The 24,633-nt window shown below is 71.0% G+C and carries 17 protein-coding genes; 7 read left to right on the forward strand and 10 right to left on the reverse strand.

What is annotated here, in order from left to right:
* Nucleotides 1-49 precede the first annotated feature (49 nt).
* A complete protein-coding gene (epmB, locus tag ABKA19_RS06800) occupies nucleotides 50-1,096 on the forward strand; it encodes an EF-P beta-lysylation protein EpmB (protein WP_353688267.1) in 1,047 nt (348 codons plus the stop codon).
* 56 nt (nucleotides 1,097-1,152) lie between these two features.
* Here epmB and ABKA19_RS06805 read toward each other — a convergent pair whose 3' ends face one another.
* A complete protein-coding gene (locus ABKA19_RS06805; protein ID WP_353688268.1) occupies nucleotides 1,153-3,321 on the reverse strand; it encodes a methyl-accepting chemotaxis protein in 2,169 nt (722 codons plus the stop codon).
* 198 nt (nucleotides 3,322-3,519) lie between these two features.
* Between ABKA19_RS06805 and ABKA19_RS06810 the strand changes: the two genes are divergently transcribed.
* Both ABKA19_RS06810 and ABKA19_RS06815 read left to right on the forward strand, forming a co-directional pair.
* The gene (locus ABKA19_RS06810; RefSeq protein WP_353688269.1) at nucleotides 3,520-4,650 is read left to right on the forward strand and encodes a porin; all 1,131 of its coding nucleotides are present in this window, start codon (nucleotides 3,520-3,522) and stop codon (nucleotides 4,648-4,650) included.
* A 13-nt stretch (nucleotides 4,651-4,663) separates the two neighbouring features.
* Nucleotides 4,664-5,071, forward strand: a complete 408-nt coding sequence (locus ABKA19_RS06815; RefSeq protein WP_353688270.1) for a type 2 periplasmic-binding domain-containing protein — start codon at nucleotides 4,664-4,666, stop codon at nucleotides 5,069-5,071.
* Between the two features lie 1,147 nt (nucleotides 5,072-6,218).
* On the opposite strand, the gene rlmD is transcribed toward ABKA19_RS06815, so the two are convergent.
* Nucleotides 6,219-7,565: a 23S rRNA (uracil(1939)-C(5))-methyltransferase RlmD gene (gene rlmD, locus ABKA19_RS06820; RefSeq protein WP_353688271.1), complete on the reverse strand. Its 1,347-nt coding sequence runs from the start codon at nucleotides 7,563-7,565 to the stop codon at nucleotides 6,219-6,221.
* Nucleotides 7,566-7,683: 118 nt separating this feature from the next.
* Between rlmD and ABKA19_RS06825 the strand changes: the two genes are divergently transcribed.
* Nucleotides 7,684-8,373 (forward strand): response regulator, encoded by a 690-nt coding sequence (locus ABKA19_RS06825; protein WP_353688272.1) that lies wholly within the window; start codon nucleotides 7,684-7,686, stop codon nucleotides 8,371-8,373.
* A 53-nt stretch (nucleotides 8,374-8,426) separates the two neighbouring features.
* On the opposite strand, the gene creD is transcribed toward ABKA19_RS06825, so the two are convergent.
* The 3 genes from creD to creB all read right to left on the reverse strand — a co-directional run bounded on the left by creD (nucleotide 8,427) and on the right by creB (nucleotide 12,066).
* Entirely contained in the window at nucleotides 8,427-9,824 is a 1,398-nt protein-coding gene (gene creD, locus ABKA19_RS06830) for a cell envelope integrity protein CreD (protein ID WP_353688273.1), read from the reverse strand.
* A gap of 115 nt (nucleotides 9,825-9,939) precedes the next feature.
* Entirely contained in the window at nucleotides 9,940-11,376 is a 1,437-nt protein-coding gene (gene creC, locus ABKA19_RS06835) for a two-component system sensor histidine kinase CreC (RefSeq protein ID WP_353688274.1), read from the reverse strand.
* Complete coding sequence (gene creB / locus ABKA19_RS06840) at nucleotides 11,377-12,066, reverse strand: two-component system response regulator CreB (RefSeq protein WP_353688275.1); 690 nt, start codon at nucleotides 12,064-12,066, stop codon at nucleotides 11,377-11,379.
* 45 nt (nucleotides 12,067-12,111) lie between these two features.
* On the opposite strand from creB, the gene ABKA19_RS06845 reads away from it, so the two are divergent.
* Complete coding sequence (locus ABKA19_RS06845) at nucleotides 12,112-12,972, forward strand: 23S rRNA (adenine(2030)-N(6))-methyltransferase RlmJ (protein ID WP_353688276.1); 861 nt, start codon at nucleotides 12,112-12,114, stop codon at nucleotides 12,970-12,972.
* Between the two features lie 571 nt (nucleotides 12,973-13,543).
* Here the strand turns inward: ABKA19_RS06845 and ABKA19_RS06850 are convergent.
* Entirely contained in the window at nucleotides 13,544-14,461 is a 918-nt protein-coding gene (locus ABKA19_RS06850; RefSeq protein WP_162377314.1) for a cation diffusion facilitator family transporter, read from the reverse strand.
* Between the two features lie 95 nt (nucleotides 14,462-14,556).
* On the opposite strand from ABKA19_RS06850, the gene ABKA19_RS06855 reads away from it, so the two are divergent.
* Both ABKA19_RS06855 and mfd read left to right on the forward strand, forming a co-directional pair.
* Nucleotides 14,557-15,090, forward strand: a complete 534-nt coding sequence (locus tag ABKA19_RS06855; protein ID WP_353688277.1) for a GNAT family N-acetyltransferase — start codon at nucleotides 14,557-14,559, stop codon at nucleotides 15,088-15,090.
* Nucleotides 15,091-15,256: 166 nt separating this feature from the next.
* Complete coding sequence (gene mfd, locus ABKA19_RS06860; RefSeq protein ID WP_353688278.1) at nucleotides 15,257-18,754, forward strand: transcription-repair coupling factor; 3,498 nt, start codon at nucleotides 15,257-15,259, stop codon at nucleotides 18,752-18,754.
* A gap of 489 nt (nucleotides 18,755-19,243) precedes the next feature.
* Here mfd and ABKA19_RS06865 read toward each other — a convergent pair whose 3' ends face one another.
* From ABKA19_RS06865 to ABKA19_RS06880, 4 genes are all read right to left on the reverse strand, one after another.
* Nucleotides 19,244-21,067 carry an SLC13 family permease gene (locus ABKA19_RS06865; RefSeq protein ID WP_353688279.1) on the reverse strand — a complete coding sequence of 608 codons (1,824 nt, stop codon included), beginning with the start codon at nucleotides 21,065-21,067 and terminating at the stop codon, nucleotides 19,244-19,246.
* Nucleotides 21,064-22,137 (reverse strand): Lnb N-terminal periplasmic domain-containing protein, encoded by a 1,074-nt coding sequence (locus ABKA19_RS06870; protein ID WP_353688280.1) that lies wholly within the window; start codon nucleotides 22,135-22,137, stop codon nucleotides 21,064-21,066. The genes ABKA19_RS06865 and ABKA19_RS06870 overlap by 4 nt, the downstream gene beginning before the upstream one ends.
* A gap of 115 nt (nucleotides 22,138-22,252) precedes the next feature.
* On the reverse strand, nucleotides 22,253-23,809 hold the full coding sequence (locus ABKA19_RS06875; RefSeq protein WP_353688281.1) for a phospholipase D family protein: 1,557 nt from the start codon (nucleotides 23,807-23,809) through the stop codon (nucleotides 22,253-22,255).
* Nucleotides 23,810-23,884: 75 nt separating this feature from the next.
* The gene (locus tag ABKA19_RS06880) at nucleotides 23,885-24,562 is read right to left on the reverse strand and encodes a class I SAM-dependent methyltransferase (protein ID WP_353688282.1); all 678 of its coding nucleotides are present in this window, start codon (nucleotides 24,560-24,562) and stop codon (nucleotides 23,885-23,887) included.
* Between the last annotated feature and the right edge of the window lie 71 nt (nucleotides 24,563-24,633).

The raw sequence follows: 24,633 nt of genomic DNA on the forward strand, positions 1-24,633 counted from the left end.
TCATCGAAAGCGCGCCACCGAAGCCCGGCAGGCGTCTCACAGACCGCCCATGATACCTGCAGCCCCCCTGCCCCTGCAGCCGGAACCGCTTCCGGCGGCCGCCACCGCCAGCCCCGCCTCCGCGCCGCGCTGGCAGCGGCTGTGGCGCGACGCCGTGCGCGACCCGCGCGAGCTGCTGGGGCTGTTGGGGCTGGACGCCGCCGCAGCGGGGATTTCCGACGCCGCCGCAGCCGGATTCCCGCTGCGCGTGCCGCGCGGCTTCGTCGCCCGCATGCGGCCGGGGGACCTGGCCGATCCGCTGCTGCGCCAGGTGCTGCCGATCGACCTGGAGGAGCGGATCGTGCCGGGGTTCAGCCTGGACGCGGTCGGCGACGGCGCGGCCCGGAAGGCGGAGGGCGTCATCCAGAAGTACCGGGGCCGGGCGCTGCTGGTGGCCACCGGCAGCTGTGCGGTGCACTGCCGCTACTGCTTCCGCCGCCATTTCCCCTATGCCGAGGAGACCGCCGCGCGCGACGGCTGGGCCGCGGCGGTGGAGGCGATCGCCGAAGATCCGTCGATCGACGAGGTCATTCTCTCCGGTGGCGACCCGCTGTCGCTGGCCACGCCCAAGCTGGCCGAACTGACCGCGCGGCTGGCGGCGATCCCGCACCTGCGGCGCCTGCGCATCCACAGCCGGCTGCCGGTGGTGCTGCCCGAGCGGGTCGATGCCGAGCTGCTGCAATGGCTGTCAGCCCTGCCCTGGCCGGTGGCGTTCGTGATCCATGCCAACCATGCCAACGAGTTCGACGCTTCCGTCGATGCGGCGCTGGCGGCGCTGCGCGGCGCCGGCGTCCAGTTGCTGAACCAGGCCGTGCTGCTGCGCGGGGTGAACGACCACGTCGACGCGCTGGCCGACCTGTCGCAGCGCTGTTTCGCCGCCGGCGTGCTGCCGTACTACCTGCACCAGCTCGACCGGGTCCAGGGCGTGGCCCATTTCGAGGTTTCCGACGAGCAAGCCCGGGCGCTGCACGCGGCGCTGGCCGCGCGCCTTTCCGGCTACCTGGTGCCGAAGCTGGTCCGCGAGATACCGGGCGACACCGGCAAGCGGCCCCTGTAGGACTTCCGGGCCTGGCAGCGGCACGCCGCTGCCGGGACCGCCGCCGGCGGGCCGGTTCAGGCCGCCCGCATAGTCTGCTCGGCTTCCGGCTGCAGCCGGAACTGCGCCATCGCCGCGCGCAAGGCCTGGGCGCGTTCGCGCAGCGATGCGCTGGCGGCGGCGACCTCCTCCACCAGCGCGCTGTTCTGCTGGTTGACCGACTCCAGGTCGCCGACCGAGCGGCTCAACTGCTGCAGGCCCTGCGACTGCTCCTGGGCCGAATCGGCCGCCTGTTGCGCCAGGCCGGCGATGGTTTCGTTGGACTGCGCGATGGCTTCCAGCTGCCGGCGCGACTCGTCGACCAGCCCGCTGCCTTCGCCGACCCGGGCGGTGGCGTCGGCGATCAGGTCGCGGATCTCCTTGGCCGAGGTCGCGGTCCGGTGCGCCAGGCTGCGCACTTCGGTGGCGACCACGGCGAAGCCGCGGCCGTGCTCGCCGGCGCGCGCAGCCTCCACCGCCGCGTTGAGCGCGAGGATGTTGGTCTGGAAGGCGACCGAATCGATCAGCGAGATGATCTCGCCGATGCGCCGGCTGGCCTCGGTGATCGACACCATGGAGCTGCTGGCCTGTCCGGCGACGTGCACGCCATGGCGCGAATTGTCCAGCACGCCATGGGTCAGGCCGCTGGTCTGCCGGCTGTTGTCGGCGGCATTGCGCGCGGCGGCAAGCAGCTGCTCGATGCTGGCCGCGCTTTCCTGCAGCGCACTGGCCTGGCGCTCGGTGCGGCCGGACAGGTCGGCGTTGCCGCGCGCGATTTCCTCGATGCCGACGCCCACTTCGTCGGCGTTGTAGATGCCCTCGCGGATCACCTGCGAGACGCTGTCCAGCGCGCGGTTGAGGGCGTCGGTCAAGGCCTTGAGCGTGCCCCGGTAGTCGCTGCGGATGCGCCGGGTGAGGTCGCCCTCGGCCAGCGCCCGGGTGGTGTCGCCGATCTCGTCGAAGGCCGCTTCCAGCGCCTCCAGCGACCGGTTGACCGCGCCCTTGAGCCGGTCCAGGTCGCCCGGCAGCTGCGCGTCGATGCGCTGCGAGAAGTCGCCGTCGGCCGCGCCGCTGAGCGCCTGCTCCAACGCGCCCAGCGACTGCTGCAACAACCCCATCGCGCGATCGACCTTGGCCCTGGATCCGCCTTCCACGTCCTGGCTCATGCGCGCGGAGAAGTCGCCGCGGGCCATCGCGTCCATCACCGCGTCCAGCGCCTCCATCGTCTTCTGCACGCTGTCGGCGCTGGCGTTCACGCCGGCCTTGAGCCGGGCCAGGTCGCCAGGCAGGTCGGCGTCGACGCGGCGGCCGAAATCGCCGCGGCCGACCGCGGCCAGCACGTCGTTGGACTCGGCGATGGCGGCGTTGAGCGCCTCCAGCAGCCGGTTGAAGGAATGGCACATCGCGCTGATGGCGTCGCGGCCCTCGGTCTCCACGCGCACGCCGAAGTTGCCGCGGGCGACCTCGGCGATCGCCTGGTCCAGGCGTTCGATCGGATGGCGGATCGCCGCGTCGACCAGGACCACGGCGACCACCGCCAGCAAGCCCAGCACCAGCACGATCGCCAGGCCCACCTGCAATGCGCCGCGCGAACGCGCGGTGGCGCCGGCCAGGGCCGCCTGCGAGGAGGCCTCGCTGTCCTTGGCCAGGCGCGCCAGCTCGCTGCGCACTTCCTCGAACGCGGCCTGCTTCTCGGCGGCCAGCGCCTGGAACGCCTCCATGTCGCCGCTGCCGGCGATCATCCCCGTCACCGCCGTGCCGCTGCGTTCGACGTAGCGGTCCCACAGCGCGGCCAGCTTGTCCATGCGCGCGGCGTAGGCCGGGTCGGTGGCCTTGATCTGCTGCAGGCGCTCGCGGGTGATGGCCGCCTGCTTGTTGGCATCCTCGATCAGGAACTCGTCGCGATCGCCCAGCGCCTGGGTGAACAGGCCCTGGGTCTCCACCAGGCCCTGGTTGGCCTGCGCTGCCAGCGTCATCACCGGCAGCGTGCGGCCGGCGAACCCGTCGAGCGTTTCGGTGTTGGCGCGCAGCACCAGCGCCGAGTAGAGGAAGTAGCCGAGCAGGCCGGCCAGCGCGATCGCCGGCAGCAGCAGGATCTTGCTGCGGATCGACAGGAAGCGCAGCCGGCGCGAGGCCGAGTTCACGACCGGCGCCACGGCGAATTTGGGCAGGGGAAGCTTCTTGAAGCTTCCACGAACGGACGACATGGGAGAACTCCGGGCAGGCGGATGGGCGGCGGACGGTGCCGTCCGGCGTGGGTATCGGCATGGCGTGCCGGTTGCTTGAATCCGCTGCCTGAACGGCGTTCAGGAGCCGGGCTCCAATCCGTTAAAGCTGCGTTATGACGCCGCCGATACGGAGGCACGCCCCGCCCGGGGCTCCCTCCAGCCAGGAAGTACACTGAAGTGAAGACCAAGCATTTCCCCGCGGTGGCGCTGCTCGCGCTGGCCGTGGCTCCCGCTGCGCAGGCCGAAGTCACCTTCAACGGCTTCGGCCAGGTGGTCGCCGGCGCTACGCTCGACGACGGCAGCACCGTTTCCGGCCTGTCCTACGACGACAGCGTCAGCTTCGATCCCGAATCCCTGTTCGCCCTGCAGGCCACCGCCACCCTGGGCGAACGCGCCGACGCGGTGGCCCAGGTCGTCGCCCGTGGCGACGAAGGCTGGGAGCCGGAGTTCGCCTGGGCCTACGTGCGCTACCAGTTCAGCCCGTCGTGGTCGGTCAAGGCCGGCCGCCAGCGCACCCCGTACTTCCACTACTCCGACTACCTCGAAGTGGGCGCGGCGTATCCGTTCATGCGCGTGCCGCTGGGCGTCTACAACCTCCCCTACAGCAACTACAACGGCGTCAACCTGATCGGCGCGCGCAACTTCGACAAGTGGACCCTGCGCACCCAGCTGATCTACGGCACCGTGGACGAGTCGCAGGACGACCTGCACGTGGAAGTCCGCGACCAGGGCGGCATCACCTTCGAGGCGCAGTACGACGAATGGCTGTCGCTGCGCGGCAGCTACGTGGTCGGCGAGGCATCGGTGCAGGTGGCCGCGGCCGATCCGCTGATCGCCGCGGTGATGGCGGCCAGCCCGCAGGCCGGCGCGGCGCTGGCGTTCGATCGCGATGATGCGTCGTTCCTGGGCCTGAGCGCGGAGATCAACCGCGGCGGCGTCACCGTCGGCGTGGAGCTTACCGACATCGACTACGGCGACAACTACATCGGCGGCCAGAAGGCCGTGGCGGTCAACGCCGCCTATCGCGCCGGCGACTGGACCCCGTACGCGAGCTGGTCGCGCAGCCGCACCGAGGCGGACACCACCGCGCTGGGCCTGCTGCCGGTGCCGCCGGCCCATCCGCTGTACCAGACGGTGGCCGGCCTGCTGGCCAGCCAGGAAGGCGACAAGGAGTTCAGCGCGGTGGGCGTGCGCTACGACGTCAACGCCAACATCGCGGTCAAGGTCGACTACACCCACTACAAGAGCACCATCCTCGCCGGCTCCGATGCGGACCTGGTCGCGGCTGGCGTCGTCTTCACCTACTGACCGGGAGCGGGACATGAATCGCAAGTTCTTCATGGGCCTGGCGCTGTGCGCGCTGAGCTTCCCCTGCCTGGCCGGCTCGGTGGTGGTCGGCGCCGATTCGCCGGCTGGCACGCTGGATGCCGAGGCGGTCAAGCGCGTGTTCCTGGGCCGCGAAGCCACCGTCGGTGGCAAGCCGGCCGTGGTCGTGTACCAGAAGGCCGGCGCCACCAAGTCGGCGTTCGAGTCGGGCGTGCTGGGCCGCTCCGGCGCCGACCTGGCCGGCTACTGGTCGAAGCTGATCTTCACCGGCAAGGCCAAGGCACCGGAGGAGCTGTCCGGCGACGCGGCGGTGAAGGCGAAGGTCGCCTCGACCCCGGGCGCGATCGGCTACATCGACGACGGTGCGGTGGACGGCACGGTCAAGGTGCTGTTCAAGTTCTGACGACGCGCTTCTCTCTCCGCGTGCCAGCAAACGCCACGGTGCAGACCGTGGCGTTTTTCTGTGCCGCTTTTCTTGATCCTCCGGTGCAGGCGCCGGCGTTGCGCACCTTTTGCGTCGTCGCGCCTCGATGCAGGCGCATCCTTGGCGGTGGCCAATCGCTCGCCGGAGCCCGGAGAGTAAAGATCCGGCTGCCGATGGGAGCTCGACCAGCAGGTCCAGAGCCAAAACGTCGGCTCCGGTGGGGGCCGCCGTGCCGTGGTGGGCTGGCGCATCGCCTGGCTCCGCCGTCCGTGGCTTCAACAGGCGACCACAGGCCATCCATGGCCTGCTTGCGCCAGCCCACCACGGCACGACGTCCTCGGGCGCTTGCAGGACGTCGCTTCGATCCCCCAAGACCCGTCCGTGCGCCTGCTTTCGTAGAGCGGGGCTTGCCCCGCTGTGCGCCGTCGCCGATTGAGGTGGTGGGTGGAGTTCGGAGGCGCTGAGGTCGCCCATGAGGATGGGCTCCTACAACAACGACGAGATCCGGTCTGCAACAACTTCCCGATCCACCAAACGCCGAGGACGTTCCGGAGGTATCCGGACGCGACCTTCGCCGCGGGTGCGGCGCGTAGACGCATCCCACGAAGGCACAGCGGATCCGCGCAGCCCGCCTCACAGCGTAACGAACGAAGCCATCACCTCAACGCACCTGAAGGCGCGGCAGTGCGGGTGTCGGGCGCAAGCAGGCCATGGATGGCCTGCGTTCGCCCGTTGCAGCCACGGACGGCAGCATCGGGCGATGCGACCGACACCCGTACTGCCGCGGCTCCCTCCGAAGCCGGCTCAACCACGATCCGCACCCCGCAGCTTCGCCCAGCGGGGTTCTACGCATAGACGCCTCGAACGAGGGCAAGGCAACGGATCCAGCCCGTCGGCCGGCCCTGCAGCGCAACAAACGAAGCCACCACCCCAACGCGTCGTATGACGCGGCAGTGCGGGTGTCGGGCTCAAGCAGGCCATGGATGGCCTGCGTTCGCCCGTTGCAGCCACGGACGGCAGCACCCGGCGATGTGCCCGGCAACCGCACTGCCGCGGCTCCCCCCGAAGCCGACGCAACCCGTGCTTCCGCTTCCACTTCGCTCGAGCTCCGCGTCGGCTTGGCCGCTCAGCGCTCGAACAGCGCGATGCTCTCCACGTGCGCGGTATGCGGGAACATGTCCATCACCCCCGCCGACACCAGCCGGTAGCCGCGCTCGTTGACCAGGAAACCGGCGTCCCGCGCCAGCGAGCCGGGGTGGCAGCTGACGTAGACGATGCGCCGGATGTCCTTCAGCGGCAGCTGCTTGAGCACCTCGTCGGCGCCCGAGCGCGGCGGATCCAGCAGCAGGCGGTCGAAGCCCTGGCGCATCCAGGGCGTGCCGCGCTGGTCCTGGGTCAGGTCGGCGGCGAAGAACTGCGCGTTGTCCAGGCCGTTGCGCTGCGCATTGGCACGGGCGCGCGCGACCAGGCCGGCATCGCCTTCCACGCCAACCACCTCGCGCACCCGGCGCGCCAGCGGCAGGGTAAAGTTGCCCAGCCCGCAGAACAGGTCCAGCACGCGGTGTTCGGGCTGCAGGTCGAGCATCTCCAGCGTGCGCGCGATCATGCCGTCGTTGAGCCGCGCATTGACCTGGATGAAGTCCAGCGGCTCGAACGCCAGCTCCACGTCCCACTGCGGCAGCCGGAACGACAGCGCAGGCGCCTCGCCCTCCAGCGGCTGCACGCTGTCCGGGCCCTTGGGCTGCAGGAAGATCGCGAAGCCGTGTTCGCGGCCGAAGGCGGCCAGCGCGGCGCGGTCGGCCTCGCCCAGCGGCACCAGGTGGCGCACGGTCAGCGCGATCGCCGCGTCGCCGGCGATGAACTCGATCTGCGGAACCTGCTCGCGCGCCTGCAGGCCATCCACCAGTGCAGCCAGCGCCTGGATCTTCATCCCGATCTCCGGAATGACCGTATGGCACTCGCGCAGCTCGGCGACGAAGCGCGGATCCTGCTCGCGGAAACCGACCAGGGTCTTGTCCTTCTTGTTGACCCGCCGCACCGAGAAGCGGCCCTTGCGCCGGTAGCCCCAGCTGTCGGCGGTCAGCGGCGGCAGCACCGTGCCCGGCGCGACCTTGCCGATCCGCTCCAGGTTGTCGAGCAGTACCCGCTGCTTGGCGACGATCTGCCGGTCCTCGGCCAGGTGCTGCAGCACGCAGCCGCCGCAGGTGCCGAAGTGCGGGCAGCGCGGCTGCACGCGATCGGGCGAGGCGTCCAGCACTTCGAGCGTGCGCGCCTCGTCGAAATGGCGGCTGCGCGCGGTCTGCTCGACCATGACGGTCTCGCCAGGCAGCGCGCCGGCGACGAACACGGCCTTGCCATCGTCGCGGCGCGCGACGCCACGGCCGTCGTGGCTGAGGTCGAGGATCTGGAGCTGGAACGGAGTGCGGTCGAGTCGGGCCACGTGGCGTAGGCTGCGGGCAAAAAGGCCGGCCATTGTCCCAGATCGGCCGCCTCCGGCCCATCCGCGGGCGTCGGCCGCGGGCATGACCTGTGGCCGTTGCCCGACCGGGTGATAGCGCTACTATGGCCGCAGCCGACATGGAGTCAGCCGCATGGAAACCCGGAAGCCCCCTTCCCTTCCCCGCGTCCTGCTGGTCGAGGACGACACCATCAGCCAGGCCTATTTCCGCGCCGTACTCGAGGCGCTGCCGGCGGCGGTCGACGCGGTCACCACCCAGGCCTGCGCGCTGGCGCGGGCCGAGACCGTCCGCCACGATCTCTGGCTGGTCGACCTGAACCTGCCCGACGGCTCCGGCCCGGACCTGCTCCAGCGGCTGCGGGCGCGCTGGCCGCAGCCACCTCCCGCCCTGGCCCACACCGCCGATGCCGACCCCGCGGTTCGCGTGGCCGCCCTCCAGGCCGGCTTCCGCGACGTGCTGGTCAAGCCACTGGCCACGGCCGAACTGGCCGGCGCGGTGCGCAGCGCCCTGGCCGACGCCGGCGACCTGCCCGACTGGGACAACGCCGCCGCCGCGCTGGCGCTCAACCACGACCCGGCCAACGTCCAGGCCCTGCGCCGCCTGTTCCTCGAGGAGCTGCCGGGCGCCCGCGACGAGGTCCTGAGCAGCGCCCGCCGCGGCGACGCCGGCGCGCTGCGCTCGCGCCTGCACCGGCTCCAGGCCGGCTGCGGCCTGGTCGGTGCGCGCCGTCTCGGGGCGGCGGTGGAGCTGCTGCGCCGCACCCCCGAGTCGATGACGGCGCTGGACCGCTTCGACCACGCCGCCCGCGACCTGCTGCGCTGAGACGCGCCAAGGGCGCCGCGGACGGCGCCCTTGGCCTGCCTGCGCGCCCCCCCTCAGCCCAGGGTGGCGGACCGCTCGTACCAGTCGATCCTGCGGGTGACCAGCATGACCACGGCCAGGATGCCGAACAGCAGCAGCGAGCCCATCAGCAGCGCGTTGTCCTCCGACACCAGCAGGCTGTAAAGCGCGCCATACAGGGCGGTGAGCATCGTCGCGAACGCGCCGGCCCGCCACCAGCCGCGCAACACGCCCGACAGGTAGACGAACTGCAGCCCGATGCAGGCCGCCGCCGCCAGCACGTAGGCCTGCCAGAACGCCATGTGCTCGGACAGGCCCAGCAGCAGCAGGAAGAAGATCGCCAGGGCCAGGCCTACCAGCAGGTACTGCAGCGGATGGATGCGCAGCTGCTTGACCAGCTCGAACAGGGCGAAGCCGACGAAGGTCAGCAGCACGAACAGGATCCCGTACTTGCTCGCGCGGTCGACCTGCGTGTAGACGTCGACCGGATCGACCAGTGCCACCGTCACGCTGTCCACGCCCGTGCCCTGCCCGACCTCGCCGGCGCGCGGGGTCAACCGCTCGATCGACGGGTCGAGCACCTGCGACTGCGCCGCGCTGGCCAGCGAGGAAATGTTCCAGGAGGCGCGGAAACCGTCGTCGCCGATGCTGCGCTGGTTGGGCAGGAAGCGTCCGCTGAACTGCGGGTGCGGCCAGCCGGACTGGAGCTCGATGCGATTGCTGTCGGCCACCGGCACGATGCCCAGCGACTGGGTGCCGGCGATGGCCATCTCCAGCTGCACCTCGCTGGCGGGCAGCCTGCGCGCGGACGCTACGGCGTCGCCGCCGTCCACGCCGGTCGCGACCGCGTTCCATCCCGGTGCGGGCAGCGGCGCGTGGACGCCATCCATCCGCCCGGATAGCGAGCCGGTTCCGGGCAGCAGTTCCAGCTCCTTGCCGTCCACCCGCAACCGCGAAGTCCCGACCAGTCCGCGCACGTCGGCGAGGCCCGCCACCAGGTAAGGCTCGCCGTATTCGCGGCCCTCCACCACGGGAACCGGCATTGCCTCGAAGCGCGCCGTCACTTCCGCCTGCCACTGGAACACGCGCACGTCGTACAGGCGGACGCGGCGCACGTCCGGGGCGATCGTGCCGCGCGCCTGGAACAGCTCCGGGGCCTGCAGCAGGTAGCCTTCCACTGTTTCGGCGCGCACTTCGATCCGCCCGTCCTGCGCCGCGGCGTTGACCCGGCGGACTTCCTTCCACGGCACCACGCGCAACGGCCCGACCAGCTGCTGGGGCCCGGCCATGCTCTGCGAGACGCGCTCGATCGCCTCGCCGCGGTAATGGGTACGTTCCTGGATCAGGCCGCGGATCATGCTCAGCGGCACCAGCAGCACCAGTACCAGGCCGCCGACGGTGAGGAAGCGCAACAGCAGTCGCAACGATTTCATGGGTTCGCCCCGGATGGATGACCGCGCGCAGCGTGCGGCGGCCGCATGGGGCGGGCATGGCCGGTGTTTGAAGCGGGCGTGAAGTGGGCGGCGTGAGGTGCGTGCGGCGCGCGGGCTAGGCCAGCGGCAGGCTCAGCCCGGCCTCGGCGCCGCCGCCATCGCGGTTGCCCAGCCAGGCTTCGCCGCCGTGCAGGCGCGCCACTTCGCGGACGAAGGGCAGGCCGAGGCCGGAACTGCGCCCGCCACCGTCCGGACGGGCCAGGGAGTAGAACCTCTCGAAAACGCGCCCCAGCGCGTAGTCGGGCACGCCCGGGCCGGCGTCGCGCACGGTGGCCCGCACCCGCCCCTCGGCCACGGAGATGCCGAGCAGGATCGAACCGCCGGCCGGCGAGAACGCGATCGCGTTCTCGACCAGGTTGGCCAGCGCCTGGCGCACGAGGAACGGATCGCCCCGCACCACCAGCGGCGAGTCGGCGCCCTCGACGCGCAGCTGCAGCCGGGCCGCGGCCAGCTGCGGTTCGACCGAGGCCGCCAGCTGCCGCAGCAGTGCCGACAGGTCCAGCGCTTCGCGCCGTTGCAACCAGCCGTGCTGCTCGACCTCGGCCAGTGCCAGGAGCTTGTCGATGGTTTCGGTCAGGCGCTGCTGCTGGGCCTGGATGTTGGCGGCGAAGCGCCGCCGTTCGGCCTCGGGCAGCGGCTCCTGCAGCAGTTCGGCCGCGCCGCGGATCGCCGCCAGCGGGCTCTTCATTTCGTGGGTCAGCGACTGCACGTACTGCTCCACGTAGGCCTTGCCTTCCAGCTTGCGGCGCATGTCCTCCAGCGCGCGGGCCAGGTCGCCGATCTCGTCGCGCCGCGGCGGCGGCGGTGCCACCGGCTCTCCGGCCGCCACCGCCTGAGCATAGCGGTTGAGCCGGCCGATCCGGCGCGCCAGCCACCACGTCATCAGCAGCCCGACCAGCGCCGACAGGCCGATCAGCCACGCGCCCTTGCCCAGGATGCTGCGCTGGCTGGCCTCGATGAACGGCTCGAGCGTGCGGTTGGGCTTGGCCACGGTCAGCACCCCGATCAGCGTCCCCGGCGCGTCGGGATCGAAGACCGGCGCGGCCACGTGCATCACCGTGCGCTCGCTGCCCGGGAACTCCGGGCTGGAACGGGCGCCGTACTCGCCACGCAGGGTCTTGTAGACATCGTTCCAGCGCGAGTTGTCGCGCCCCAGGTCGCGGCCTTCCGAATCGAACACCACGATCCCGCGCGCATCGGTGACCGTGACGCGGTAGTCGATGCTGCGCTTGGGGAACCGCCAGATCGTCGCCTCGGGATCGCGGTCGCGGACCCGGGCCAGGTCGCCGGCGAAACGGCCTTCGGCGATGCGGCCGGCCTTGAGGTCGTCGGCGGCCATCGCCGCCAGCACGTTGGCGGTGTCCACCAGGGTCGATTCCATCGCCTGGCGCACGCCCGGCTTGACCTCGTCGACGAACACCCGCATCACGAAGAACGCGGCCAGGCCGACGATCAGGAAGAAGCCGAGGAACAGGCGCAGGCCGAGCCGCACTCAGGCCTCGATCGCGTAGCCGAGGCCGCGGTGGGTGCGGATCGGGTCGGGCTCGGCGCCGGCGGCGCGCAGCTTGGCCCGCAGGGTTTTCACGTGGGTGTCCACGGTGCGGTCGCCGCTGTCGGCGTCGCTGTCCCAGCCCCGGTCCATCAGCTGGGCGCGGCTGAGGATCGCGCCGGGGCGTTGCAGCAGCGCTTCCAGGAGCACGAATTCATAGCGGGTCAGGTCCAGCGCGTGGCCGCGGTAACGGATGCGGTGGCCGCCACGATCGACCGCGAACTCGCCCCGCTCCACCCAGCCGTCGCCGGAACCTCCGCCGGCCGCCGGCACGGCGCTGCGCCGCAGCCGCGCCCGCACCCGCGCCACCAGTTCGCGTGGCGAGAACGGCTTGGTTACGTAGTCGTCGCCACCCAGCTCCAGGCCCAGTACGCGGTCGATCTCGTCGTTGCGCGCGGTCAGGAAGATCACCGGCACCTCGCTGAAGCCGCGCAACTGCCGGCAGACGTCGAAACCGTTGAGGTCGGGCAGGCCGACGTCCAGCACGAGCACGTCGATCCCGCCGGCGCGCACCCGCTCCAGCGCCTGCCCGCCCAGCAGGCAGTGCTCGGCCTCCAGGCCCTCGCTGCGCAACGCGTACAGCAGCGCCTCGGCGATGGCCGGTTCGTCGTCGGCGACCAGGATCGTTGGCATGGGCCAAGCATAGTCCGGGCCCGCCATGGCGGCTATGCTGCGCGCATGAACTACCGCCACGCCTTCCATGCCGGCAACCACGCCGACGTGCTCAAGCATGTCGTCCTGCTGGCGGTGCTCGATGCGCTGCTGCGCAAGGAGGCGCCGTTCTTCGTCCTCGACACGCATGCCGGCCGCGGCCGCTACCTGCTCAAGGGCGAGGCCGCCGGCCGCACCGGCGAGGCGACCACCGGCATCCTGCCGCTGCTGGGCCTGCAGGATCCGCCACCGCTGCTGGCCCGTTACCTGCGCGCGGTCGCGGCGGACAATCCGGTGGACGCGCTGCTGGTCTATCCCGGCTCGCCGCTGCTCACCGCCCAGGCCATGCGCGCGCAGGACCGGCTGGCCGCCTGCGAGCTGCAGCCGGAGGAGGCGGCCGCGCTCAAGGCCCTGTTCGCCAGTGATCCGCGCGTGGCCGTGCATGGCCGCGATGGCTACGACGCGGTGCATGCGCTGCTGCCGCCGCGCGTGGACGGCACCCGGATCGCCCGCGGCCTGGTCCTGGTCGACCCGCCCTACGAGGCCCAGGACGAGGAATACCCGCGGGTGGCCCGCGCGGTGCGCGAGGCGCTGGAACGCTGGCCACAGGCGACCTGCGCGGTCTGGTACCCGATCAAGCAGCGGCGCAGCCTGCAGCCGTTCTTCCGCAAGCTCGAGGGGCTGCCGGCACGATCGGTGCTGCTCACCGAACTGCTGGTGCGCCCGGACGATTCGCCCCTGCGGCTCAACGGCAGCGGCATGGCCATCGTCAATCCGCCGTGGAAGCTGGACGAGGCGATCGCGCCGGTGCTGCCGGTGCTCAGGGACAAGCTGGGCGAACGGGGCGCCTCCACGCGGCTGGAGTGGCTGAAGCGGGACGAGGGCTGAGGTTCCGGCTGGCTGATTCAGCGGCAGCAACAGCACAGCAACACAGCAACAGCAGCCTGGCCGGCTCCGGATGGGGCCTTCGCCGTGCCGGGGTATGGCTTACCCCTCGGGACGGCATCCTGCCTTTACGAGGGCCGTGGCACATCCATGTGCCACTTGCGCCATACCCCGGCACGACGAAGTCCTATCGCAGATTGATGATATGGCTTCGTTCCACGCCCGGGTCCCAGGTCGCTATTGCCGGTCACAAATTTGCGAACGTCCACGGCATTCGTGCACCCCTCGCCCTTGCTTAGGCTTGTAACGGGTATCCACTGCGTACTTCGGTGTCGCGTCGCAACCAGCGCGAACGAAGCCACTCACCAACCGGTCGCCGAAGACGCGGCAGGCCCGGGGTGCCGCGGCAAGCGGGCCATGGATGGCCCGCGCCCGAGTCTGGACAGGATGTCCAGTCGAGGGAAAAGCGACACCCGGGGCCTGGCGCGGCTCCCTCCGAGGCCGATAACCCCAGCGCTCTGCGCCCTTCGCACTGGGGAAGCCGGATCGCAAAACCAGGCGACGGCGCCGCCTTTCAGCCCGCCACGTCCTCGCCTTCGGGTTCGAAGAAGCACCAACGCACGACCGGGAACTGCGCCTTCAACGCGACCTCGACCTGGTCGATCTCGCGCAGCATGCGCCGCCCGTCCTGGCTCTGGTGCATGCGCGCATGGATCGAGACCAGCACCTCGTTACCCTGCTGCAGGGTGATCAGGCGCAGCAGCTGCGCGATCTCCGCACGCCCCTTGAGGAAGCCCTCGATCTGCGCCTGCAGCAACGGGTCCACGCTCTGCCCGATCAGCATCGCCTTGACCTCGATCGCCACCAGCACCGCGATGACGATCAGCAGCACGCCGATAGCGATGGTGCCGATCGCGTCGAACACCGGGTTGCCGGTCAACACCGTCAGCAGCACCGCGCCCAGGGCGAACAGCAGGCCCAGGAGTGCCGCCAGGTCTTCGCCGAAGATCACCACCAGCTCGGCCTGCCGGCTCTCGCGGAACCATTCCCACAGGCTGCGGTCGCCGCGCGCCTTGTCCACTTCCTGCAGGCAGGCGCGCATCGAAACCGACTCGGCCACGATCGCGAATACCAGCACGCCGACCGCCCACCACCACTGCTGCAGCGGCTCGGGATGCATCAGCTTGTGCACTCCCTCGTACACCGAGAACATGCCGCCCACGCTGAACAGCATCACCGCCACCAGGAAGGACCAGAAGTAGATCGCGCGGCCGTGGCCCAGCGGATGCTCGCGGCTCTCGGGGCGCTTGGCCTGGCGCAGGCCGAGCAGCAGCAGGAGCTGGTTGCCGCAGTCGGCCAGCGAGTGCACCGTCTCGGCCAGCATCGCGCCGGAACCGGTGACGTAGGCCGCCACGCCCTTGGCCACGGCGATCGCGAAGTTGGCTCCCAGCGCGAAGAAGATCGCGCGGACCGAATCACCACCGCCTGCCATGGCATCGCCTCCTTGACCGATTGGAGCCGGAGTCTAGCAAGCCACCGGCCGACGCCCTGCGACGGCCTGCCCGTGAATGTGGGAATATCCCCCCCATGCCCCGCAACCGCCTCCCCCCCTGGCACGAAGAGTTCGTCCTGCCCAACCGGCGGGCGATCCTGATCCGCCCGATCCGCCCGGAGGATGCCTCGCCGCTGCAGGGCGTGTTCGGCATGCTCGGGCCGGCGGAACTGCGCGCCGGCTTCGGCGGTGGCGACTCGCTCGACGACGCGGCGGCCGCGCAGCTGTCGCGCCCGGACCCGAAGACCGAGCTGGTCCTGGTCGGCGCCGAACCGCTGCCGCCGGGCGAAGCGATGATCGCCGGGCTCGCCCGTGCGCGCATCGTCCCCGGCACGCGCCAGGCCGAGTACGCGATCCTGCTCGGCAACTACGTGGCAGGCCTGGGCCTGGGCCGGCACCTGATGCAGAAGCTGGTGAAGTGGTCGCGCGGGCGCTACCTCGACCGCCTCTACGGCGACACGCCCGACAGCAACGGACCGATGCTCGACCTGGCTGCGTCGATGGGCTTCCGCCCGAGCCTGGAAAGCGGCGTCCCGCCGGGCCTGACCCGGCTCGTCCTCGACCTGTAACCCGCACCCGGCGCCCGCCCGCATGAGCGGGCGCGGCGCAGGCGGGCCACCCGCACGCTGCATCCTCGAAGGTCGTCGGAACTCCGCGCACGGTCGCCGGCACCGGCGCGCTCCGCGGCCTGCAGTGACCCGCCCCTCATCGCACCGCGGCTACAATGCGCGGTCCATGCCGTCCGCGTCCCCGCCCGTGCCCCCCGCTCCCCCGATGCCCAAGCGCGGCCAGGCCCGTGCCTGGTGGCGCGCACCCGCCTCGCCCTCGGCCCTGCCCTGGCACCTGGTGCAGGCCGCGCGTGCCCATCCGGGCCCGCTGCTGTTCGTGGCCCGCGACACCCATTCGGCGCACCAGGTCGAATCGGACCTGCTTACCCTGCTCGGCAACGACGCCTCCCTGCCGGTGGTGCCGTTCCCGGACTGGGAGACGCTGCCCTACGACCGCTTCAGCCCGCATCCGGACATCATCAGCCAGCGCCTGGCCGCGCTCCAGCGCCTGCCGCAGCTCGAGCGCGGGATCGTGGTCGTTCCCGTGCAGACCCTGCTGCAGCGGCTGCCGCCGTTGCGCTACATCGCCGGCGGCAGCTTCGACCTGGCTACCGGCCAGCGCCTGGACCTGGACGCGGAGAAGCGCCGGCTGGAAAGCGCCGGCTACCGCAACGTGCCGCAGGTGCTGGACCCCGGCGACTTCGCCGTGCGCGGCGGCCTGCTCGACGTCTACCCGATGGGTGCCGACGCGCCGTTGCGGATCGAAATGCTGGACGACGAGATCGACTCGATCCGCCGCTTCGATCCGGAAAGCCAGCGCTCGCTGGACCGGATCGAGGCGGTACGCATGCTGCCCGGGCGCGAACTGCCGATGGACGAGGCCAGCATCGCCCGCGTGCTCGACGCGTTGCGCGAGCGCTTCGACGTCGACACCCGGCGCAGCGCGATGTACCAGGACCTGAAGGCCGGACTGGCCCCGGCCGGCATCGAGTACTACCTGCCGCTGTTCTTCCCGCCTGCGCGCGACGGCTCGGACACCACTGCCACGCTTTTCGACTACCTGCCGGTCAGCGTGCTGCCGGTGCTGGCGGACGGCGCCAATGCGGCGGCCGCCGCGTTCTGGCAGCAGACGCGCAACCGCTACGAGCAGCGCCGGCACGATGTCGAGCATCCGCTGCTCGCGCCTGAGGAGCTCTACCTGCCCCCGGACACGCTGCGCGAACGGCTGAACCAGGGCATACGCGTCGAGGTCTGCGGCAGCGACCACCCACGCGCCGAAGAGGCTGCGCCGCTGGGCGACCAGCCGGCGCCGTCGTTGCCGGTCGCCGGCCGCGACCCGCATGTCGCCGGCGAAGCCCTGCGTTCGTTCCTCGGCAGCTACCCGGGGCGCGTGCTGGTGGCCGCCGATTCCCCCGGCCGCCGCGAGGCGCTGCTGGAAGTGCTGCAGGCCGCCAGCCTGCAACCGAAGGTAGTGGCCGATTTCCCCGCCTTCCTCGCCGGCAGCGACGCCTTCGCGCTGGCGGTTGCACCGCTGGAAGACGGCTTCGCCCTCGATGCGCCACGGCTGGCGGTGCTCACCGAGCGCCAGCTGTTCCCCGAACGCGCGACCCAGCCGCGCCGCGCACGCCGCGCCGGGCGCGAGCCGGAAGCGATCATCCGCGACCTGGGCGAGCTGACCGAGGGCGCTCCGATCGTCCACGAGGACCACGGCGTCGGCCGCTACCGTGGGCTGGTGGCAATGGACATCGGCGGCATGCCGGGCGAGTTCCTCGACATCGAGTACGCCAAGGGCGACCGCCTCTACGTGCCGGTGGCGCAGCTGCACCTGGTCAGCCGCTACTCCGGCGCCTCGCCGGAGACCGCGCCGCTGCATTCGCTCGGCGGCGAGCAGTGGGCCAAGGCCAAGCGCAAGGCGCAGGAAAAGGTCCGCGACGTAGCGGCCGAGCTGCTCGAGATCCAGGCCCGACGGCACGCCCGCGCCGGACTGGCGCTGGAGATCGACCGGCCGATGTACGAAAGCTTCGCTGCCGGCTTCCCGTTCGAGGAGACGCCCGACCAGCACGCGGCGATCGAGGCGGTGCTGCGCGACCTGCAGTCCAGCCAGCCGATGGACCGGGTGGTCTGCGGCGACGTGGGCTTCGGCAAGACCGAAGTCGCGGTGCGCGCGGCGTTCGCCGCCGCCAGCGCCGGCCGCCAGGTCGCGGTGCTGGTGCCGACCACCCTGCTGGCCGAACAGCACTACCGCAACTTCCGCGACCGCTTCGCCGACTGGCCGCTCAAGGTCGAGGTGCTGTCGCGGTTCAAGACCAAGAAGGAAATCGAGGCCGAGCTGCAGAAGGTCAGCGAAGGCGGGATCGACGTGATCGTCGGCACCCACCGGCTGCTGCAGCCGGACGTGAAGTTCAAGGACCTGGGCCTGGTCATCGTCGACGAGGAACAGCGCTTCGGCGTGCGCCAGAAGGAAGCGCTGAAAGCCCTTCGTGCGAATGTCCACCTGCTGACCCTGACCGCCACGCCGATCCCGCGCACGCTGAACATGGCCATGGCGGGGCTGCGCGACCTTTCGATCATTGCGACTCCGCCGCCCAACCGGCTGGCGGTGCAGACCTTTGTCGTGCCCTGGGACGATGCGCAGCTGCGCGAAGCCTTCCAGCGCGAGCTGGCCCGCGGCGGCCAGTTGTACTTCCTGCACAACGACGTGGAAAGCATCGGCCGCATGCAGAGGCAGTTGGCCGAACTCGTGCCGGAGGCGCGAATCGGCATCGCCCACGGGCAGATGCCCGAGCGCGAGCTGGAGCGGGTGATGCTCGACTTCCAGAAGCAGCGCTTCAACGTGCTGCTGTCGACCACGATCATCGAGTCGGGCATCGACATCCCCAACGCCAATACCATCGTCATCAACCGCGCCGACCGCTTCGGCCTGGCCCAGCTGCACCAGTTGCGCGGGCGCGTCGGCCGCTCGCACCACCGTGCCTACGCCTACCTGCTGGTGCCCGATCGCCGTTCGATGACGCCGGATGCGGAGAAGCGGCTGGAGGCGATCGCCTCGATGGACGAGCTCGGCGCCGGCTTCACCCTGGCCACCCACGACCTGGAGATCCGCGGCGCCGGCGAGCTGCTCGGCGAGGACCAGAGCGGGCAGATGGCCGAGGTCGGCTTCAGCCTGTATACCGAGCTGCTCGAACGCGCGGTGCGCAGCATCCGCCTGGGCAAGCTGCCGGACCTGGACGCGGGCGAGGAAGTGCGCGGCGCCGAGGTGGTGCTCAACGTTCCGGCGTTGATCCCGGAAGACTACCTGCCGGACGTGCACACCCGCCTGACCCTGTACAAGCGCATTTCCAGTGCCCGCGACGGCGAGGCGCTGCGCGAGCTGCAGGTGGAGATGATCGACCGCTTCGGCCTGCTGCCCGATCCGGTCAAGCACCTGTTCGCCATCGCCGAGTTGAAGCTGCAGGCCGACGCGCTGGGCATCCGCAAGCTGGACCTGGGCGAGAACGGCGGCCGCATCGTGTTCGAGGCCAAGCCGCGGGTCGACCCGATGTCGGTGATCCGCATGATCCAGCAGCAGCCGAAGCTGTACGCGATGGACGGCCCCGACAAGCTGCGCATCCGCGTGCCGCTGCCGGAGGCGGCGGACCGCTTCAACGCCGCGCGCGCGCTGCTGACTACACTGGCACCGGGTTGACGCGTGCGGCTGCGGCTGCGGCAACAGCAACAGCCACGGTCAAGGTCAAGGTCACAGCGTCGGCTCCGGGAAGAGTCCGTCGGCACCTGGCGCTATGGCCCACCCTTCGGGACGACGTCCTGTCTTTACGAAGGGCCGTGGCACATCCATGTGCCACTTGGGCCATAGCGCCAGGCGCCGACGGACTTCGGATGCGGTGGGATTCGCGCCGTGCGGCTCAGCGTGGCATGAAGACGAAGCCTTCGATCCGGCTAACGCCGGAATGAAGGACCGCCGGCTGCAGCTCCTGGTTCTTCCTCGCCGAAGGCACAAGCCCCGAAGCGCCCGAAGGCCGTCGTTGCAGAGGGGGATGGACCAAGTGGCACATGGATGTGCCACGACCCGAGTAAAGACAGGATGTCGTCCCGAGGGGTGGGCCATCCCCCTCTGCAACGGCGGACTCACTCCGAAGCCAGCGCGACGCAACCGCCATTGCTATTGTCTGCGCACCTACATCCCGAACACCCACGGCACCAGCAGCACCACGACCAGCAGCGTCAGCAGCGCCAGCGGCGTGCCGACCTTGACGAAATCGCCGAAGCGGTAGCCGCCTGGACCGACCACCAGCGCATTGACCGGCGAGGATACCGGCGTCATGAACGCCGCCGAGGCGGCCAGCGCCACCGTCATCGCGAACGGGTATGGCGACAGGCCCAGGTGCTGGGCGATCGCCAGCGCCACCGGCGCCATCAGTACCGCGATGGCGGTATTGGAAATGAACATGCCGAAGATCGCGGTGACGGCGAAGATCGCGGCCAGCACCACCCGCGGGCCGGCGCCGCCCACCGCCTCCAGCAGCAGGTCGGCGGCGAGGTCCACGCCGCCGGTGCGCTGCAGCGCCAGCGAGAACGGCAGCATGCCCACGATCAGGACCAGGCTCGGCCAGTGGATCGAGCGGTAGGCGCTGCGCAGGTCCAGGCATCCGGTGAGGCCCATCAGCAGGCAGCCGATCAGTGCCGCGTGCACGTTGGGTATCACGCCACTGACCATCAGGCCGATGGTCAGCAGCAGGCACGCCAGGGCGAACGGCGCGCGCGCCGCCGCCGGGGCGACTTCATCCGATTCCAGCGGCAGGTTGAGCAGGATCAGTCCGTCCGACCCGGCGCCCAGGGCACGGATCGCCGGCCAGGGGCCGGCCACCAGCAGCGTGTCGCCGACTTCCAGCGGCTCGTCCTCTAGGTCGCGCACCTCGGCCGTGCGGCCGTGCTTGAGGCCGATGACCGCCAGCTCGTGGCGTTCCTGCAGGCGCGCGCGGCGCGCGCTCACCCCAGCCAGCGGCGAGTTCACCGCGACCATCATCTCGGCCATGCCGATGTCGTTGGCGTAGCCGGAAAAGTAGGCCCCTTCCAGCGGCAGCGGCTCCAGCCGCAATGCCTCGAACATCGCCGGCGCGTCGATCCCCGGTTCGTGCAGGTCCAGCAGCAATGCGTCTTCCGGCAAAAGGCGCCGTCCCTGCGCCGACAGCAGCAGGCGCTGGCCGAAGCGGCCGAGCTGCTCGATCGCCAGCACGTTCATGCCGGCCAGCTCGTCGTCCTCCAGCGCCGAGGCGACGCGACCCACCAGCGGAGATCCGGCGCCGACCCGCACCCGGAACGCGCGGCCCTCCAGCCGGTACTCGCCGATCCAGTCCTGCAGCCGCGGCGCGCGTGGCGAGGGCACCGGTGCGCCACCGCCCAGCCAGCGCCGCGCGAAGAGCATGTAGCCGATCGCCAGCGCCAGCACCGGCGCGCCGAATGGCAGGAAGTCGAAGAAGGCGAAGCCGGCGTGGCCTTCGCGCAGCAGTTCGCCGTGGACCACCAGGTTGGGGGCGGTCGCCACCAGGGTCATCATGCCGCTGACCAGGGCGGCCACGCTCAGTGGCATCATCAGCCGGCCCGGCGCGATCCGGCTGCTGCGCGCGATCCGCAGCACGATCGGGACGAAGATCGCGACCACGCCGGTCGAACTCATCACCGACCCCATCGCCCCCACCGCCAGCATCAGCGCCACCACCAGCACCGCTTCGTTGCCGCGGGCCACGTGCAGGATCAGGGTGCTCATGCGCTGGGCCAGCCCGGTGCGCACGAGGCCTTCGCCGAGCACGAACAGCAGTGCGATCAGCACGATGCTGGGGTCGGAGAACCCGGCGATGGCCTCGCCGACGTCGATGACCCCGGTGAACGGCAGCGCCGCGACCATCAGCAGCGCGACCACGTCGGCGCGTGGCCGCCCGAGCGAGAACAGGACGATGGCCGCCGCCAGCAGGCCGAGGACCAGCAGCAGCTCCATGCTCATCGCACGCCTCCGGCTGCAGGGCCGGCGCCGGTACCGGTGGCAGGAACCGGCCGTCCTTCGCGGATTACCCGGGCGAACGCCGGGTCCTGGTCGGCGGCCCGGGCGGCGGGATTGACCAGCGAGCGCCGGCGCAGCTCGGCGAACGGCATCGAGGTGTCGACCAGCCCGGCATCGTACAGGTAGCGGTCGCTCCAGCCGTTGAGCAGGTGGCGGATGTCCCAGCGGCCGAGCCGGCCGACCTGGTTGGCATAGCGGACGATGTTGACCGTGCAGTTGTTGCTGAGCACGTTGTAGAACTCCGGGACATCGGCCAGCGCGTTGATCCGGGACGCGTAGACCCGGAACAGCGCGCGCGCGGTGTCGGCCGAGGCGGTGGTCCGGTACAGGAACACCTCCTCGCCACGGTGGTTGCTGCGCACGCGCACGATGTCGCGCTCGTCACCGACCACGTACACCAGTTCGAAATTGCGCAGCAGCCCCCGCAGCGGATGGAAGCTCTCGCCGCGTTCGGGCCGGATCTCGATCGAGATGGCCAGCGGATCGGCGCCGGCCACGTCGAAGCTGAGGAAGGTGTGCGCGATCGCCCCGTCCGGCTCCCAGTAGGAGACGAAGAAGTCCACGCCCTGTACTTCGGACAAGCGCAGCTCGCGCTTTTCCCAGCGTTCGTCGAAGTCCTCCCGGCCACGGTAGTCGAAATTGCGGTACCCGCTGACCAGCACCCGGTCGCCGTCGATCGCGATCCGCGGCGTGACCGCCACCTCCGGCCGCCATTGGCGGTCGTGCCTCGGCCTCACCTGGCTCCAGGCCGCCAGCAACGCGGCGAACAGCAGCACCACGACGCCCATCGGCCAGCGGCTGCGCGCGCCCCACAGCGCCCATCCGGCGAATGCCGCGAAGGCCAGCGCCAGCCAGCCCCGGCCAGGCAGCGGCAGCGGCCCGTAGGCGATCGCCAGTGCCGCCCACGCCAGCGGCAGGCTCGCCACCAGTCCCAGCAGCCAGCGCAGGGCCACGGGGCCGGAGCGCCACCAGGGGAGCGGCCAGCGGAACGTGGCGTCCTGCGCAACCTGCATGGGGCCTCCGGGGGTGCGGCATCCGGCCCGCGGGCCCGCGGACTCCCGGCATCCTCGTCCGCGGCCGGGTCAAAGTTCAAGGCCGGCGTGCCATGCGCGGGTGCCGACGAACCCGCTACAGCTGGGATTCCACCGGCAGCCAGCCGATCACGCGGGCGGCGCCACGGCGCCAGAGGCTGGCTTCGGGCTCGCGGTCCCAGGTCCGGGGCGGCTGCGCAGCGTCATCCTGCCAGCGCAGCGCGCCGTCGACCAGTTCGAGCCGGTAGCTGGTGCGCGGATCGGTCTTCCGCCGGTACAGCGCCTCGAGCTCGGCGGCCGCGTCGGTGCTCTCGAACAGCAGCCCCATCTCGGTGTTGAGGTTCATCGAGCGCGGATCCAGGTTGAACGAGCCGATGAAGCCGCGCCGCCCGTCCAGCACGTAGGCCTTCGTATGCAGGCTGGCGCCGCTGGAACCGAACAGGCTGGCGCTGGTGCTGCCGTGCGGCTTGAGCTCGTACAGCGAGACGCCCCGCTCGAGCAGCGGGATCCGGTAGCCGGCATACCCGCCGTGCACGGCCATCACGTCGTTGGCCGCCAGCGAGTTGGTCAGGATGCCTACCTCGACCCCACGGCGGCGGACGCTGTCGAACCAGTTCACGCCCTCGGTGCCGGGCACGAAGTACGGCGAGATCAGTCGCAGGTCGCGCTCCACCACCGAGACGTGCTCGACCAGCACCGGCGTCATCCAGTCCGGCTGCGGCGTGGCGCCCTCGGCCTTTTCCGGCGGGTCGGAGACGATCGCCGCGTCGGCGGTCCAGTGGATGCGCGCCTTGCCGCCCATCAGGTCGTTGACCCCGGGCGAGTCCTTCAGGCGCTGCAGGTAGGGCGCGGCGCGCGGCGAGGCGAGGCCGGCGTCGATGCTGGCACGGACCCGCTCCAGCGCGCCGGTGCCGGGATCGACGAGCGCCGACAGCGGGATGGCCGATGCACTGTTCCAGTAGGCATCGAAGATCGCCTCGGCCTGTTTCACCGGCGGCCCGATCACCGCCGCGTCGGTGTCCATGAAGTTGATGTCGGCGGCCGCGTCGAAGTATTCGTCGCCGATGTTGCGGCCGCCGACGATCGCCACCCGCCCGTCCGCGATCCAGGTCTTGTTGTGCATCCGCCGGTTGAGGCTGAAGAAGCGCAGCAGCAGCTCCACGCCGCGGGCGATCGTGCCCTCGCGCGCGCGGGTCGGGTTGAACAGGCGCACCTCGACCAGCGGATGGCTGTCGAGCGCCGCCAGCACCGATTTGCTGCCGTGCACGTTCATGTCGTCCAGCAGCAGCCGCACGCGCACGCCGCGGTCGGCGGCCTGCAGCAGTTCGTGGTGGATCATGTTGCCGGTGAAGTCGGCGTGCCAGATGTAGTACTGCAGGTCCAGGCTGCGCCCGGCCGCGCGCGCGGTGGCGGCGCGCACCGCGAACGCGTCGAGGTTGTCGGACAGGATGACGATGCCCGCGTCCTCCGGCCGGGCCGAGGTCAGCGGCGAGATCGCCCGGTCCAGCGGCGTGCCGGCCGGCTGCACGTCCATCGCGTACGCCGCCGGCCCGCGCGCGCGTTCGGCAAAGCGGCCGTACGCGTACAGCGACAGCAGCGAGGCGGCCACGAACGCCGCCAGCGCGATGCCGATCCACTTGAGCTTCTTCTTCATGTGCGTGGCCGCGTGGGATGCGGCGATTGTAGGGGCGCGGCGCGACGGCGGCGTGTGTGCCGCGGCCTGGAGGACTCAGGGACCAGCGTTCAGGCCCACCCAGCCGCGGAACGTGAAGCCTGCATAGAACTGCTCCACCCGCTCGAAACCGGCCCGTCGCAGCAATGCCTCGTCCCCGTCCGGCGGCAGCACCGGGAGCTGCCGGGCGATCGCCTCGATGGCCTTGCGGGCATTGGCGGCGGGCACGCCCGAATCGATGGCGAACGCCGCGTAGCGCTCCAGCCAGCGCGCCTTGTCCGGCCCGGACTGCGGGAAGCTGTGGTGCGCCACCACCAGCGGCGCACCGGGTCGCAGCCGTCGCCGGATCTGGCCCAGCGTGGCCAGCCGCTCTCCGGGCTCGACGAAGTGCAGGGTCAGCAGGCACGTCGCCGCGTCATAGGGTCCCGCCGGCGCGGTCTCGACGTAGCCTTCGTGGAAATCCACGCGCCCGGCCTGCACGCCCAGCGTGGACCGCGCCAGCGAGAGCATCTCGCGCGACGGATCGACGCCGGCGAACCGCCAGCCCGGTTGCCGGTCGGCGAACACCTTCAGCTCCAGGCCACCGCCGGCCCCCACCACCAGCACCCGTCCGTCGACGGGCACCGATTCCTCCAGCAGCAACGCCGCCATCCGCTGCAGGGCCTCGAAGCCCGGCACCAGCCGAAGCGGTCCCTGCGCGTAGCTGGCAACGGCCTGCGGATCATCGAACGACATGGATTCCCCCCGCTGCCTGGTCGCTGGACGATGCTGGCCGCAGTGCGCCCCGAGCAGGCCGGACGCGCCCT

It is taken from the genome of Pseudoxanthomonas sp. Soil82, assembly GCF_040446535.1.
GTDB classification, from domain to species: domain Bacteria; phylum Pseudomonadota; class Gammaproteobacteria; order Xanthomonadales; family Xanthomonadaceae; genus Pseudoxanthomonas; species Pseudoxanthomonas kaohsiungensis.